This is a genomic window from Bacillus changyiensis, assembly GCF_027706145.1.
Classification (GTDB): Bacteria; Bacillota; Bacilli; order Bacillales; family Bacillaceae; genus Bacillus; species Bacillus changyiensis.
In genome coordinates, this window is record NZ_JAQFWW010000001.1 from 1,298,594 (window position 1) to 1,312,675 (window position 14,082).

Consider the following 14,082-nt stretch of genomic DNA (forward strand, 5'->3'; position numbering starts at 1 on the left):
AATTAAAATGAAAATACACCTAATAAATTCAAAAAGACAAGGACAATCGCAATTGGAACAAGAAAACGGAGAAGGTAAAACCACACAAGAAAAAAACCTCTCCCAACTTTTGATCCACATTTCATTTCATCATACAAATCCTCTTTAGATAGTTTCAGAGGAACAAAGATTGAAATGAGCAACGCCCCCAAAGGTAAAAGAATGTTACTGACGATGTAGTCTGCAAGATCAAAAAATGTCTTTTGAAAAATCAGTGGAAAATTGAGCACCCCGTAGGATAAACAAGAAGGAACCCCAACAACAAAAATAAGAAGTCCGATCGTCCATGCCCATTTCCCTCTCTTCTTTTGGTCGCCTTTTGTGACAGACGCCACAATAATTTCTATCATTGAAAAGGCGGATGTCAATGCTGCAAATAAAAAAGCAAGCAAAAATCCGATGAAAAATAACATTCCGAATGGAAGTTGATCAAAAACAGCTGGCAGCACTGCAAACAATAATACCGGCCCTTCATTAGGTTTAAGACCGAATGAGAAGACAGCTGGAAAAATCGCCAATCCGGCTAACAGTGTAACCGCCAAGTTCATGATCACAATTGAGAGTGCCGATTTTGGCAAGTTTTGTGTTTTTGATAAATATGAACTATATGTCACCATAACAGATACACCAAGTGTTAAGGTGAAAAAGGCTTGTCCAAGAGCAAAAAGAATGGCACGAGGGGTCAAACTGCTAAAATCGGGAACAAGCAAAAAACGCACACCATCGATCGCATGGTCAAGTGTCAGTGCTCTTCCAACAAGGGCAATGAATAAAATAAATAAAAGCGGCATCATGATCGAACTGACACGTTCAATCCCCTTTTGCACACCTCTTGCTACAACAAGGATCGTCATCACAATAAACACGAGCTGTGCTACTAACGTTTGCACCGGATCTTGAATAACCGATCCAAAAAGTGCCCCATACTCAGACTGAGAAAGACCAGATAATGCACCAGTAACAGCCTTGATGATATACAGCAAAATCCAGCCGCCGATCACACTGTAAAAAGATAAAACAAGAAAACAAGCGACAATCCCGATCCAACCCGTGATCACCCAAGGTGTCCCAGGTGCTAGTTTTCGATAAGTACCGATCGCATCTGATTGACTTTTTCGGCCTAAAATAAACTCCCCAAGCAATAAGGGATACCCTAACAATACAGTAAAAAGAGCAAATACAAGAAAAAACGCTCCACCTCCGTTTGTTCCTGCCACATATGGAAACTTCCAAATCGCCCCTAGACCGATGGCAGTCCCCGCCGCAGCAAGCACAAAACCTATTTTCGATGCCCATTTTACCGAAATCCTGCGATCGTTCATTCCTTCACTTCCTTTCAATGTTATTTTCTATTATCTCTCACTCCATCACTTTTTTTAAGAGATTAAATAAATTTTTATTTTTCTGAATAAAAAGAAAAACCCTTCAAGATAAAGAAGGGTTTTTTAAGAAGAGGAAACGAAATCTCCGATATATTTAGCTGAAGGTCTAAATATCATATTGTTATTGGCTTGTTCTAATACATGAGCACACCAACCGACCATCCGGCTCGCTGAAAAAGTAGGGGTAAATAGTGAAGCTTCAAAATTGAGGGCTTTCATGACTGCTGCGGCATAAAACTCAACATTTGTGTAAAGTTTTCGTTCCGGCTTATATTCCTGTAAAAGTCGAATTGCCGTGTCTTCAACATAAAGCGCCAAATCGATTTCTCTGTCACCACCAGCAATTTCTTGAGCTTTCATTCTCAGAGCTTTTGCCCTTGGATCATGTGTTTGATATACACGATGCCCAAACCCCATCAGTCTCTCGCCCTTTTCCAATTTATTTCGCAAATAATTTTCAGCGTGTTGTTTTTCTTGAATGTCTTCTAACATTTTGGTAACCGCTGACGGCGCCCCTCCGTGCAATGGCCCTTTCATCGTGCCGAGTGCTGACGTTAATGATGAAACAAGGTCCGATTCCGTTGAAGCAGTCACACGTGCTGAAAAGGTTGAAGCGTTCATACCATGTTCCATCGCTAATATCATATAAGTTTCAAGTGCTTTCTTCTGGGCAAGCGTTGGACGCTTGTTTTTCAACATATAAAAATAGTTTTCTACAAAACCAAGTTCAGCAAGCGGTTGAACAGGTTCTAATCCATCTAATAATCGTTTTCTGAAGGCGATAATAGTAGGGGATGCAGCAATTAGTCGAACTGCTTCTTCTAAGGTTGGACGAGAAGTGTACGTTTTTTCACCGAAAGAAGAGATCACCGTGCGAAGAACAGCCATATCGTCTAACCGATCTGGCAAATTGCGAAGCAAAAGCTCTGCTGTTTTAGGCAATTGACACGGAGCTATCATATTTTGAAATGTTTTGAGCTCTTCTTTCTTTGGAAAAGTTCCATTCAGTATTAAAAATGCAGTTTCTTCAAATGTCGATGTGAGCGCAAGTTGTTCAGCATCATAGCCTCTATAAATAAGTTTTCCCTGTTCACCATCAATGTGACTAATTACAGTTTCTACACAAGTAACCCCTTTCAGTCCATGATATACCATAACCATTCCTCCTTGATGCTTTGTTATCATCCATTATAATTGATATAATATTTAAAAAATATTGAATTATATTGATGTTTTTAATTAAAAAAATAAATCAGGAGGTTCCTATAATGGACTTTAAATGGCTTCATACCTTTGTTACTGCTGCAAAATATGAAAATTTCAGAAAAACAGCCGAAACCTTATTTATTTCCCAACCAACTGTAACTGTTCAAATCAAACAGCTTGAAGAAGAGATCGGTTGCCAATTATTCACTCGAAAAGGTAGAAGTATTCATTTGACAAAAGAAGGAAGAGCCTATCTTCCTTTCGCTTTGCGCCTTTTAGATGATTACGAGTCTAGTATGGCAGAACTGCATAGAATTAGGCAGGGCTATGCCCAAACATTAAATCTTGCTGTTTCACCGCTTATCGCCGACACCATATTACCTTTCGTACTCAAAAAATATACATCTCTATACCCCGACTCAGAGATTAAAGTGAAAATTGCCGAATCATCTCAAATCGCTCCCCACATATCTAATGGTACTGCAGATGTTGGCTTAAGCTGTTTAAATGTTCAATCAGCAAATTTAACATGTTATTCCATGTACAGTGATCCTGTCATTTTAGTTGCACCCCATGACAGTGGTGCACCGGAGCGAAATGTGAAAGAACTACTTGAAGATTATTTATTGTTAACACATAACCATCCTGAGTATTGGGATGATTTAGTACATCAGCTAAGAATCAAATTTCCATTTGTTAGAACAATGCTCGTTTCCCAGACACACATTACGAAACGATTTATTGCCGAAGGAATGGGGATTTCATTTTTACCAATATCCACTGTTCGCCGTGAACTAAAAGAAGGAAACCTAATAGAAGTTCCCTGCAAGTTTATGCAGCTTCCCATGGCAGGCGGATACGCAATCAGCTTAAAAGAAAATGAAAAAGTACAAGACTTTTTAACGTTTTTATCACAATTTCAACATGCCGCTCTAAAAGATCTCAACAATACTCTAGGGTAAGGTAAACTATCTGACTTAGTCTTCGGTGACAAGCCACAGCTTCCCAAAAAAATTGGGCAGCCTAGCGCATACCCAAGTTCACTATGAATCTGAATGTTGAACTGTTTTTGTTGATCATTCATTACATCTTATCAGTTAGTTTGTCATTAGTTTCAAATCAATGGGCAAGAAACATCAGAAGCTTATTTTGTGTTAACCCCATTATGGAGTAATTAGTGCAATAAAGTATTGAGCTATTGCACTAATTTTATACGGCTTTACCTTTTCCCAAATATTAAAAATAGAAATATATAAGTTTAAAAACAAATTTCACTCACTAAACAAAGGCTAGATTCAACAACAAAAAAATAATTTACGAATGGAAAACCGTTTTATTGTTGACTGAGTGAAAAATCACTAGCTTTTTTTTATGCTATAATAAAAACTAGATTTATAACGTTTTTTCTAGAGTTATATATCAGATTTATTAATCAAGAGAGGGGGATTGAGCATGGAAGAAAAGATCTTGAAAATGTTACAAGGACTAAACGAAAAAATCGATCAACGATTCGAAAATGTCGATCATCAGTTTGAAAAGATCGATAAGCGATTTGAAAATGTTGATCATCAGTTTAAAGGAATGAACAAACAGTTTGAAAAAGTAAATTGCAAAATTGAAGGCCTAGAAAAAAATCTAGAAGTCTTAACAAAATACGCCATCCAAACAAACGAAAAGTTAGACAGTCACCGAGACTATGTTCAAGAACTAAAAAAGGATTATGATTATTATGAAGATAAGCAAGTTCAACTAGAAAAGCGAGTTTACCATATTGAAAAACGACTAGGAAATTCAGCAAGCTGACAACTAGCCATTTTTCAAGACGGATGATTAACCGTTTTCTCATCTCACTAAAAACCATTGTCTCTTTCAAATCAACTGAAAATATTCAGGTTATTCAATCGTTCTTGCACCAACTAAAATCATTAAATGGATCTTACTCTTCCTAAATTAGACATTCGATGGACTTATTTAATTGGGCATACGTATTTTACGATATTCCTCACCTGATCAATTTTTACGTTCTTTCAAGGATTTCACCGTAAAATTCGTCCTTCATAAGCAGTAATTCAACGTTTATATTAGAATCACATGTTTTGCTATTAAAGCAAACTGCCTCTATTTCAATTTGAACCGCATCAAGTCTTTTCTTGATCTCATTTATTTTTGTTTTATCAAGCAGGTGCTGTAATTGGTCAAGGGAATGAAATGACTCAATGTAACACTCTGGTTCAGATGTAGGATGTATATTGGAATAATATCCATACTCAATCGTACCGCACAACTGGTTTAGTTCTCTTAACTTATTCAATCCGCCATTCACTCCTTGTCATGACTCATCTATTCTTCATTTTAATAATAGAACATTCGTTCTGTTTCGTCAAAGGATAATCACTTGTATGAAGCAATGATTTGAGAACGAATAAATAATCAAATTTTCAAATAAAAATCTTCATATTCTTCCACCTAATTTTCATGTCTATCATTTCGCTTCATAATAAACCGTACGAACCAACCTCAAATTTATTGGTAAAACTCTTTCATTCACACTATCCTTATTAAGGATCAAACAGTCCAACGTCTATGTCAAAGGAAAAGCCCGCTCACCTTATAGATGAACGGGCCTATTAAGGGCTATTAGAATCGTTTTGCACCAAGGTAGCGCTCTTTCCAATAGCTTGTTGTTAAATCACTTGTTGTCACACCATTTGAACCAGCATGAATAAATTTGTTATTTCCAATATAAACCCCCATATGTGATGGGCCTGGCTGATAAGTCGTGAAGAAAACAAAGTCACCGACCGCTGGACTTGACACGCTAGTCATCGAACTCCAGTAACCAGCTGTGTTTGTTCTGGTCACATCTGTTTGTTTATTCAAGATATACCATATGAAACCACTGCAATCAAAACCAGCTGTTGTTGTACCGCCCCATACATATGGCGTTCCGATCAAAGCTTTTGCATCTGAAACTAGCTTTGTTGTATCAAGCTTTGAAGAAGTTTGTCCTCCAGTTTGTGTTGTCGTATTTGGAGACGTTGATGTTGTACCTTTTACTTTTAATACTTGTCCAACATAAATCATATCAGATGTTAAACCATTAAGTGATTTTAGCTCCTCGACAGTCATATTGTATGATTTTGCAATTTTTGAGAGACTGTCACCACTGACAACCTTATAAGTTGTTGAATCACTACTACTTCCAGTTGGGCTTGTCGTGTTTGGAGATGTTGATGTTGTACCCTTTACTTTTAATACTTGACCAACATAAATCATATCAGATGTTAAACTATTTAGTGATTTTAATTCATTAACTGTCATATTGTACGTATTTGCTATTTTCCAAAGACTGTCACCACTCACAACTTTATAAGTTGTAGAAGTAGTAGACTGTGTTGTTGAACTACTACCATTAATAGATAGTGTTTGTCCAATATAAATCATATCAGAAGTCAGTTGGTTTTCCTGTTTAATTTGAGTAACTGTTGTTCCATATTTTTGAGAAAGTCCCCATAAAGTATCACCACTTTGTACTTGAACACTTGCTGCTGAAGCTGCTCCTGCAAACAAAGTTGATCCTAAAACAACAGCTGATGCAGCTGTGAATATTTGCTTTTTCATGTTGTCCTCCTAAGTAGATTTTTGATTTTTACAATAATTAATTAATCTCGAATTCTACTGTAGAAAGGTGGTTTCAACCTTCCTATAAATCTATTATAAGGAGAACATTCTAATATAAACAGTCTTGACTTAACAGAGTAATTTTTTTACTTATTCGTTTTTAAAAAAAGTTTTTAAGGGTATAAAATTTTTCATTTCTATTTCAATAGTAACGTTATGATGCATTTCTTTACGGATAATATTTACAAATACTTTAAAATCAACGTGTCTAACTATTTATTTTTGCAGATTTTTTATAATTTAATCCATTATTTACTAGATTACAGTTTTATAACATCTGTACATTCTAGCTCCACAGCCGAAAGGATACAGTAGTTGATCTTGTTCAATTACAAAAAGGTTACGAAAAAAAAGAGGGTGCTTCCCCTCTTTTTTATAAATATCTGCGATGAACCGCTTTTCCATCATATGAAAACAAAACCGGCTTATCCTCTAGAACCGTTTCAACGTGGACACTTCTTCCCCAAAGCTGATGAAGATAGGGAAGCACTTTTTCGAGATATTTCAAATCAAGTTCGATGTCTTCATACCAATGTTTAATATACAGTTCATTATTTTTTAAATAATCCCCGTCTTCAACCGTCAAATATGGAAAACCGCCATTCACTCTCATACTCACAAGCTGGTCACGGACAGCTTCCCAGTCTTTATCAACGATTTTATAATCCCTTCCCTGTTTTTGAAACAAATAAAGATCTTCTTGCCTGACAAGATCTTTCGTTAAATAATTGCGGATAAACGAGATATCTGACTCAATTTCTCTTACTTCAAATATTTTTTCTTTTCCTGAGTCTGGTTTAACACCTATTTTTTTCATATCAGCAGTTGGTTGATTATACCTTTCTTCAATATCTTCAAAAATTTTTAATCCGAGATAATAAGGATTGATCCCCGTTTTTGAAGGCTGAACAACACCTGCATTCAATTTAGCAAACTCGATCGCTTCGCTTGAAGTGAGATGAAGTTCACGAATAATCCGCTGATGCCAGTAGGATGCCCATCCTTCATTCATAATTTTCGTTTCAAGTTGCGGCCAGAAATAGAGCATTTCCTCCCTCATCATTGTCAAAATGTCTCGCTGCCAAGGTTCAAGCTCTCGTGAATGCTCCTCAATAAACAACAAAAGATCTTTTTCTGATTTTGGCGGAAATTTTTTTTTCGGTTTTTTCTTTTTCTTGATTGGTTCTTTCTGATCTAGGCGCCATAAATCATCATATGGTGTCTTAACACGATCGGTCTCTGTATCTTCTTCATCGTCTATACTCCAAGATAGCTTTGGTCTTACCAATGATGGATCAATATGCTCTTGAATGGCCAACACTGCGTCAAGAAAAGCCTCAACTTCCTGTGTTCCATGAATCATTTCGTAATCCTTAATCCGTTCTGCTGTTGCTGCCATGCTTTCAACCATATCCCGTTTTGTATTTTGAAATCGGCAGTTATTCTTAAAGAAATCACAGTGTGCAAGGACATGGGCGACAATTAATTTGTTTTGAACCAATGAATTGGTATCAAGTAAAAATGCATAACATGGATCAGAATTAATGACGAGTTCGTATATTTTACTTAAACCAAAATCATAATGGAGTTTCATTTTATGAAATTGCTTGCCAAAGCTCCAATGACTGTATCTGGTCGGCATCCCATACGCTCCAAATGTATAAATAATTTCAGCCGGGCATATTTCATATCTCATTGGATAAAAATCAAGACCAAACCCTTTGGCGATTTCTGTAATTTCTGCAATTGCTTGATAAAGTTCTTTCTCCTCCCGTACACTCAATACTCCAATCCCTCCTGGTTAAACTTATCTCTATTGTATGAGCTAGGGTGAGAAAAGATGAAACGAGAAAGGCAGCTGTCCATTTGACAGCTGCCTTTCAATTAATGGGCTATTTGCATCTCAAGAGCAGAAGCAAAACTTTCGTAGTGAATGTTCTCAAGCGGTACCCCTATATTTTGTAAGTCTCCAATGACGCATTTCATGAAAGATAGGGGGCCACAAATATAAAAATCACCATCTTGGTCTTGCACTATTTTTTTGAGAATATCTTCATTCAAACGACCCTTTATGATGTGTTCTGCTTGATTTTCTGAATCTTGGCTATAGAGAAACAGTAGTCTACCTGCTGGATTTTGGCTGATCAGTTGTTCTGCCTCTGCACGAAACGCATGATGTTCAGCAGATTTTGCGGCATGAATGAATGTAAACTTCTGATGATTTTCCCGAGCAACCAGTGTTTTCGCCATACTCATGACTGGGGTAATTCCAGATCCAGCACTAATAAAGTAAACGGGCTTATTTGTTTGTTCAGTAAGGGTGAAGTCTCCCGCTGGAACACTCAGTTCCAAGCTACCGCCAACTTCCATTTTTTCATGAAGATAATTCGACACCCTTCCGTTTGGTTTACCTTCTTCCCCCTCCAATTTGACTGAAATCCGATAATAATCTCGATTCCATGCATCTGACAAACTATATTGTCTTGCTGAAAGGTGTGAGTCTCCTGGAATTTTAATTCGAACAGATACATATTGACCAGGACTAAAAACAGGTAAGTCTGTTCCATCCGCAGGTTTTAAATAAAAAGAGGTCATCGTTTCAGATTCGACACGCTTTTCTACAACAACAAACGGTTTAAATCCTTCCCAGCTCTCAGCTTGCTTTTTGTCTTCATCATACATTTGTTGTTCAACCTCAATAAACACGCGAGCAATCTCTTCATATGCCTCTCTCCAGGCTTGGAGAATGTCCTCTGAGGCATCATCACCCAAAACAATTTCAATCGCTTCTAAAAGGTGATAACCGACAATCGGATATTGCTCTGGCTTTACATGTAAACTTTTATGCTTATGGCCAATTTGTTTGACAACCGGCAGGAGCGCTTCAAGATGGTCGATATTCTCTGCTGCTTGTAACACCGTATAAGCTAATGCTTTAGGCTGCCCGCCTGTTTGTTGACGAGACATATTAAAAATGTTCTTCAATTCTGGGTGTGCGCTGAACATCCTTTTGTAAAAACATGATGTAATCTCTGTTCCTCGTTCCTTTAAAACAGGGGCCGTCGCTTTGACAATTTGTTTCGTTTTTTCAGATAACATGTTCATTTCTCCTCTCCCACAAAAAATGTATTTCTAATACATCTTTTAAGTCACAATAAAGATGTATTTTAGATACATCTTTATGTTAGACATAATTTGAAATTTAAGCAATATTAACTAGTCATGTTTTATACTTTTGTAACAAATGGTATTATGCCTAAGATCAAAATGTGATAAGATAATGAAAACATGTTTGATCGAGGTAGAGCGATGAAACTAACTAATTATACGGATTACTCATTAAGGGTTCTCATTTTTCTAGCAACAAAAAACTCAAACGATCTCGTCAATATTAAAGATGTTGCTGATGCTTATGCCATTTCAAAGAACCACCTCATGAAGGTGATTTACAAGCTCGGTAAGCTTGGCTATGTTGAGACGATTCGTGGTCGAAACGGCGGAATTCGCCTGGGAAAAGCGCCTGAATCGATTAATATTGGTGAAGTGATTAGACATACTGAAGATGATTTTCATCTTGTGGAATGCTTTGACAGAGAAAAAAACACGTGCATTCTTTCTCCAAACTGCGGCTTAAAGCACGTGTTAAACAAAGCCCTTACCGCATATTTAGCTGTGTTAGATCAATACACACTTCAGGATGTCATCATGAATCAAGACAAAATACGTGATCTGTTTTAGATAACGAAGGAACTTATTCCTTCGTTTTTCTTATAAAGTAAATACATTGACACTAATAATCGTGTTTGTTATAGGATGAAAATAGACCTCTGCATGCGCAGAAAATGCTTTTCCTTTTTGGTTAACGGTCACTCTAAATACGTCTTTCGTCTGTTCACCATTGACTTCTGTACGCCCTATATATTGATAATCCTCTAATAAAGCGCCTTTAAATTTTTCTTCAAGCGCACTGAATGCAATTCTTTCCCATCTCTCTAGATGATTTTCTTCTAATGAGTAGCTTTTTTGTGTCATGGAAATGACTATCATGAAGCTAAAAAGCACTATATATAATCGTTTTTTCATTTTTGATTCTCTCCGATTTGTATTTATTGATTAACATGAGCAGAAAACCTGTAAATCATACATATACAATCCTCATATTTCTAGGCTGTAAACACAAGGAGACCAAGTTTTGTCCAGAGACAAAAACAGACCGGCCACATACAATAACCATGACTCCTAAAGAAAGAAGGGAGAAGTGATGAATGAATTATGCCGATTATGATAAAGCGTTGTATTACACACATAGGTCTCAGTGGGATAATTTATTAATCCTAATGGTGAGAACAGAGGATGATTTATTATCTAAACGGATTGAACATTTTTTACACGCTTATAATTTCGAAAGAGATGACTCCATTGTTGAAAAACGACTTTACGACTTGCTTCAATATATTGACCATGCTTCTTTTTCAGGTCATGAAAGTGACCCTGGTGTTCCAATTCTCACATAAAAAAAGCTTGACGCATAAAAGCGTCAGGCTTTTTTAAATTTTGCATACAAGAAAAGTTCTTCCATTATATCTTTAATTTTCGCTTCAGTCGCTTGAGTAACTGTTCGATTTTCAGTCTCAATATCAATTGGATCAAGGACAAGCTGGTTTGGAATCACGTTTGCATACACTCCACGAGCAACCGTTCTCATATTGACTAAAGCATTTATCCCGCCTTTACCGCCTCCGGCACAAGCCAAAATGGCCACAGGTTTATTAGAAAATTGTTCATGACTCAAAAAATCAAGCGCATTTTTTAATGCACCACTCATACCACTGTGATATTCCGGGGATACTAAGACGACTGCATCGGAATCTTTAATAGTTGTTCTTAATTTTTTAATATTATCATCTAATAACTGTTCTTCTTCTCCATTAAAGATCGGCAGAATATATTCGCTTAAATCAATTAAATCAGCCTGATATGTATCAGCGATATATGAAGAAACGATCCTTGTTCTCCCTTGTTTTCTTGCAGTACCACTTATAACTGTGACCTTCATTTCCCCCATCTCCTTCATATGAAAAATTGGCTTTATGGTGATTATTTTTGCCTTCTTTATTCTCATTTAAAACACACTATTCTCATTTTGTTAATTCCCAAAATAAGTCATCCAAAGTTTTATCCAATGCTTTTGCAATGGCAACACAAAGTTGCAGAGTCGGATTATATTTTCCTTTTTCAATCAGCCCGATCGTTTGCCGCGTTACATTGACCTTGGCGGCTAACTGGGCTTGTGTTAATGACTTTTCAACTCGGGCCAGTTTAACTCGGTTAACCATCATTTATCACCTCAGATCCTTCAGTCATCGAAAAGATCTTTATTTTTTTTGAACGATTTATGTAAAGAGATCAATTGACTTAAAAAATGAAGTATTACAAAAACAAACAACATTCCAATTAGATCAATCCAATTATCGAGATGATCTGGAATACCAAGGAATATAATAGATAGAATCGCGAAGACGGCACTGGAAGAGATGCTAGTGACGAGAATTTCTTTTCTTTTTCTTCTGTAAACCAATTGATTGTCAACCTCCGGGTACTCTAACCCTGATAACAGATAGCGAAGGACAATCCAGCCAACATAAACTGAAAAGCCGATCCCGCTTATGATGAATTCAGATGGTTCTCTGTTCAAAATCAAGCCTCTAATGATCACATCGATGAATAATATAGCAGCAACGATCATACCTGCTTCACCGAAGAATTGATCCATTTTCTTTTCGATGTATTCATCCCCAGTTTTCAAATACTTCATACAGCCATTCCCTCCTCTATCATTCGGATTCAATGTAACATATATGTTACTTATGGTCAAATATATGTTGCACTATCAAATGAAAAAAACCCACCATTCCTTGTTTATGGTGGGTTTTCAACAATCATGACCTCGCTGTTGCTTTTACAATCTCATCAATTTTCTTCATCACTTCATCTGTTAAACGTTTGAGATGTTCATCGCTCTCTTCTTCTGTTTGGCCTTTAACTGCAAAATAAAATTTCACTTTTGGCTCTGTACCAGATGGACGAAGACAGAACCATGATCCATCTTCAAGAAAATACTTCAATACATTTGATTGAGGTAGATCAATCATGTCTTCCTTGTTTTCCTTTAACAACATCCGTTTACTAGTCAAATAATCCTCGGCTAAAACAACGTCTATACCAGCGATCGAATGAGGTGGCTGTTCTCTGAAAGATTTAAGAATGGCTGCTATTTGCTCAGCCCCCTCCTTACCTTTCAAAGTGAGCGATTTTAAACCTTCACGGTAATAGCCATACGTTTTATACAATTCCAGTAGTCCCTCATAAAGAGATTTACCCTGTTTTTTATAATAAGCACATACTTCGACAGCCAAAAGTGCGGCCTGAACGGCATCCTTATCTCTCGCGAAGTCACCGATTAAATAGCCGTAACTTTCTTCATAGCCAAATTGGAAACGATATTCACCAGATGCTTTGAATTGTTTAATTTTTTGGCCGATAAATTTAAAACCGGTCAATGTATCAATTGTATCAAGACCGAATGATGCAGCAATATCACGCCCCATTTCGCTTGTCACAATCGATTTTAACACAACTCCATTTTGGGGAAGGATGCCTTTTTCCTGTTTTTGTGAGAGCAAATAATGAAGTAGCAGTGCTCCCGTTTGATTCCCTGTTAGGACCGTATAGCGTCCTTGGTGATCTTTAACAGCAACCCCAAGACGATCCGCATCTGGGTCTGTACCAATCAGAATGTCTGCTCCTTCTTTTTCGCCCAATTTAATCGCATATTCAAATGCAGCATGTTCTTCCGGATTTGGTGAAGTCACCGTTGAAAAGTCCGGGTCTGGAAGCTCCTGCTCAGGAACTACAGTTACATGGTCATAGCCGAGCGCTTGAAAACCTCGTCTGACCAATTTGTTGGCTGTACCATGAAGCGGAGTAAAAATCACCTTGACTTCTGTTTCCTTGCTAAGTTCAGGATGGACAGAAATAGATGCTAGTTTGTCTAGATATGCTTGATCAATTTCATCACCGATGATTTTGATCAAGCCTTGTTCACGCAGCACATCTTCATCACCAGCTGAGATCGCCAATTCATTTTCAATCATATTCACATGATTGATAAGCCTGTCAGCATCTTCAGGAGGTAGCTGTGCTCCATCTTCACCATATACTTTATACCCGTTGTATTCAGGTGGATTGTGACTTGCTGTAACGACAATTCCGGCATATGCATTCAATTCTCTTACTGCAAAAGAAAGCTCAGGTGTCGGGCGTAGTTCGTCGAACAGATAAGTTTGAACGCCATTTTGGGCAAGAGTCTTGGCTGCTTCCATTGAAAATTCAGGTGACTTGTGGCGCGAATCGTAAGCAATGACAACCCCTCTTTTTTTTGCTTCACCACCATTTTCAGCAATATATGCTGCAAGACCAGCCGATGCTTTACGTACTGTATAAACGTTCATTCGGTTTGGACCAGGGCCAATTTCACCACGCATACCAGCTGTTCCAAACTCGAGTTTTTTATAAAAACAATCCTCTAATTCTTTTTCATTTTCTGCCACTTTAAGAAGAAGAGATCTTATTTCAGGGTCTAAGTTCTCCGTATTCTTCCAGCGTTCATAGCTTGTTTTCCAGCTCATATCAGACCTCCAAATGTTCTTGACTTATGTATCACAGCTTTACTATTCATTTTATCTATAAACGTTTGTTTTGTCCAAATTCTCAG

15 protein-coding genes are annotated in these 14,082 nt (G+C 37.2%); 4 read left to right on the forward strand and 11 right to left on the reverse strand.

Annotated features, from left to right (window positions below; translation table 11 throughout):
- Window positions 1-2 precede the first annotated feature (2 nt).
- Window positions 3-1,361: a sodium-dependent transporter gene (locus tag PDT38_RS06765; protein WP_270799972.1), complete on the reverse strand. Its 1,359-nt coding sequence runs from the start codon at window positions 1,359-1,361 to the stop codon at window positions 3-5.
- A gap of 123 nt (window positions 1,362-1,484) precedes the next feature.
- On the reverse strand, window positions 1,485-2,576 hold the full coding sequence (locus PDT38_RS06770; protein WP_270799973.1) for a citrate synthase/methylcitrate synthase: 1,092 nt from the start codon (window positions 2,574-2,576) through the stop codon (window positions 1,485-1,487).
- 113 nt (window positions 2,577-2,689) lie between these two features.
- On the opposite strand from PDT38_RS06770, the gene PDT38_RS06775 reads away from it, so the two are divergent.
- Together PDT38_RS06775 and PDT38_RS06780 are read left to right on the forward strand one after the other, a co-directional pair.
- Window positions 2,690-3,589 (forward strand): LysR family transcriptional regulator, encoded by a 900-nt coding sequence (locus tag PDT38_RS06775; protein ID WP_270799975.1) that lies wholly within the window; start codon window positions 2,690-2,692, stop codon window positions 3,587-3,589.
- A gap of 490 nt (window positions 3,590-4,079) precedes the next feature.
- Complete coding sequence (locus PDT38_RS06780; RefSeq protein WP_270799977.1) at window positions 4,080-4,430, forward strand: hypothetical protein; 351 nt, start codon at window positions 4,080-4,082, stop codon at window positions 4,428-4,430.
- 214 nt (window positions 4,431-4,644) lie between these two features.
- On the opposite strand, the gene PDT38_RS06785 is transcribed toward PDT38_RS06780, so the two are convergent.
- The 4 genes from PDT38_RS06785 to hmpA all read right to left on the reverse strand — a co-directional run bounded on the left by PDT38_RS06785 (window position 4,645) and on the right by hmpA (window position 9,407).
- Window positions 4,645-4,938: a hypothetical protein gene (locus PDT38_RS06785; protein ID WP_270799978.1), complete on the reverse strand. Its 294-nt coding sequence runs from the start codon at window positions 4,936-4,938 to the stop codon at window positions 4,645-4,647.
- A gap of 326 nt (window positions 4,939-5,264) precedes the next feature.
- Window positions 5,265-6,248 (reverse strand): C40 family peptidase, encoded by a 984-nt coding sequence (locus PDT38_RS06790; RefSeq protein WP_270799979.1) that lies wholly within the window; start codon window positions 6,246-6,248, stop codon window positions 5,265-5,267.
- Between the two features lie 433 nt (window positions 6,249-6,681).
- On the reverse strand, window positions 6,682-8,091 hold the full coding sequence (locus PDT38_RS06795; RefSeq protein WP_270799981.1) for a SpoVR family protein: 1,410 nt from the start codon (window positions 8,089-8,091) through the stop codon (window positions 6,682-6,684).
- Window positions 8,092-8,192: 101 nt separating this feature from the next.
- The gene (gene hmpA, locus PDT38_RS06800) at window positions 8,193-9,407 is read right to left on the reverse strand and encodes an NO-inducible flavohemoprotein (protein WP_270800156.1); all 1,215 of its coding nucleotides are present in this window, start codon (window positions 9,405-9,407) and stop codon (window positions 8,193-8,195) included.
- A 210-nt stretch (window positions 9,408-9,617) separates the two neighbouring features.
- On the opposite strand from hmpA, the gene nsrR reads away from it, so the two are divergent.
- Window positions 9,618-10,046 carry a nitric oxide-sensing transcriptional repressor NsrR gene (nsrR, locus tag PDT38_RS06805; protein ID WP_270799984.1) on the forward strand — a complete coding sequence of 143 codons (429 nt, stop codon included), beginning with the start codon at window positions 9,618-9,620 and terminating at the stop codon, window positions 10,044-10,046.
- Window positions 10,047-10,076: 30 nt separating this feature from the next.
- On the opposite strand, the gene PDT38_RS06810 is transcribed toward nsrR, so the two are convergent.
- Window positions 10,077-10,355 (reverse strand): DUF3889 domain-containing protein, encoded by a 279-nt coding sequence (locus PDT38_RS06810; protein WP_394356244.1) that lies wholly within the window; start codon window positions 10,353-10,355, stop codon window positions 10,077-10,079.
- A 218-nt stretch (window positions 10,356-10,573) separates the two neighbouring features.
- On the opposite strand from PDT38_RS06810, the gene PDT38_RS06815 reads away from it, so the two are divergent.
- The gene (locus tag PDT38_RS06815; protein WP_270799988.1) at window positions 10,574-10,822 is read left to right on the forward strand and encodes a YhdB family protein; all 249 of its coding nucleotides are present in this window, start codon (window positions 10,574-10,576) and stop codon (window positions 10,820-10,822) included.
- Between the two features lie 23 nt (window positions 10,823-10,845).
- Here PDT38_RS06815 and PDT38_RS06820 read toward each other — a convergent pair whose 3' ends face one another.
- The 4 genes from PDT38_RS06820 to PDT38_RS06835 form a co-directional block, all read right to left on the reverse strand.
- Window positions 10,846-11,364 carry an NADPH-dependent FMN reductase gene (locus PDT38_RS06820; RefSeq protein ID WP_270799990.1) on the reverse strand — a complete coding sequence of 173 codons (519 nt, stop codon included), beginning with the start codon at window positions 11,362-11,364 and terminating at the stop codon, window positions 10,846-10,848.
- Window positions 11,365-11,446: 82 nt separating this feature from the next.
- Window positions 11,447-11,644: a helix-turn-helix transcriptional regulator gene (locus tag PDT38_RS06825; RefSeq protein ID WP_270800157.1), complete on the reverse strand. Its 198-nt coding sequence runs from the start codon at window positions 11,642-11,644 to the stop codon at window positions 11,447-11,449.
- Between the two features lie 20 nt (window positions 11,645-11,664).
- The gene (locus tag PDT38_RS06830; RefSeq protein WP_270799991.1) at window positions 11,665-12,123 is read right to left on the reverse strand and encodes a hypothetical protein; all 459 of its coding nucleotides are present in this window, start codon (window positions 12,121-12,123) and stop codon (window positions 11,665-11,667) included.
- A 124-nt stretch (window positions 12,124-12,247) separates the two neighbouring features.
- Window positions 12,248-13,996: a phospho-sugar mutase gene (locus PDT38_RS06835; RefSeq protein WP_270799993.1), complete on the reverse strand. Its 1,749-nt coding sequence runs from the start codon at window positions 13,994-13,996 to the stop codon at window positions 12,248-12,250.
- Between the last annotated feature and the right edge of the window lie 86 nt (window positions 13,997-14,082).

Bases quoted from the DNA above. Each gene is read 5' to 3' on its own strand.
- PDT38_RS06815 (WP_270799988.1), top strand. From the start codon at position 10,574: ATGAATTATGCCGATTATGATAAAGCGTTGTATTACACACATAGGTCT.
- PDT38_RS06790 (WP_270799979.1), bottom strand. From the start codon at position 6,248: ATGAAAAAGCAAATATTCACAGCTGCATCAGCTGTTGTTTTAGGATCA.
- hmpA (WP_270800156.1), bottom strand. From the start codon at position 9,407: ATGTTATCTGAAAAAACGAAACAAATTGTCAAAGCGACGGCCCCTGTT.
- PDT38_RS06835 (WP_270799993.1), bottom strand. From the start codon at position 13,996: ATGAGCTGGAAAACAAGCTATGAACGCTGGAAGAATACGGAGAACTTA.
- nsrR (WP_270799984.1), top strand. From the start codon at position 9,618: ATGAAACTAACTAATTATACGGATTACTCATTAAGGGTTCTCATTTTT.
- PDT38_RS06765 (WP_270799972.1), bottom strand. From the start codon at position 1,361: ATGAACGATCGCAGGATTTCGGTAAAATGGGCATCGAAAATAGGTTTT.
- PDT38_RS06830 (WP_270799991.1), bottom strand. From the start codon at position 12,123: ATGAAGTATTTGAAAACTGGGGATGAATACATCGAAAAGAAAATGGAT.
- PDT38_RS06820 (WP_270799990.1), bottom strand. From the start codon at position 11,364: ATGAAGGTCACAGTTATAAGTGGTACTGCAAGAAAACAAGGGAGAACA.
- PDT38_RS06770 (WP_270799973.1), bottom strand. From the start codon at position 2,576: ATGGTATATCATGGACTGAAAGGGGTTACTTGTGTAGAAACTGTAATT.
- PDT38_RS06810 (WP_394356244.1), bottom strand. From the start codon at position 10,355: ATGATAGTCATTTCCATGACACAAAAAAGCTACTCATTAGAAGAAAAT.
- PDT38_RS06775 (WP_270799975.1), top strand. From the start codon at position 2,690: ATGGACTTTAAATGGCTTCATACCTTTGTTACTGCTGCAAAATATGAA.
- PDT38_RS06780 (WP_270799977.1), top strand. From the start codon at position 4,080: ATGGAAGAAAAGATCTTGAAAATGTTACAAGGACTAAACGAAAAAATC.
- PDT38_RS06825 (WP_270800157.1), bottom strand. From the start codon at position 11,644: ATGGTTAACCGAGTTAAACTGGCCCGAGTTGAAAAGTCATTAACACAA.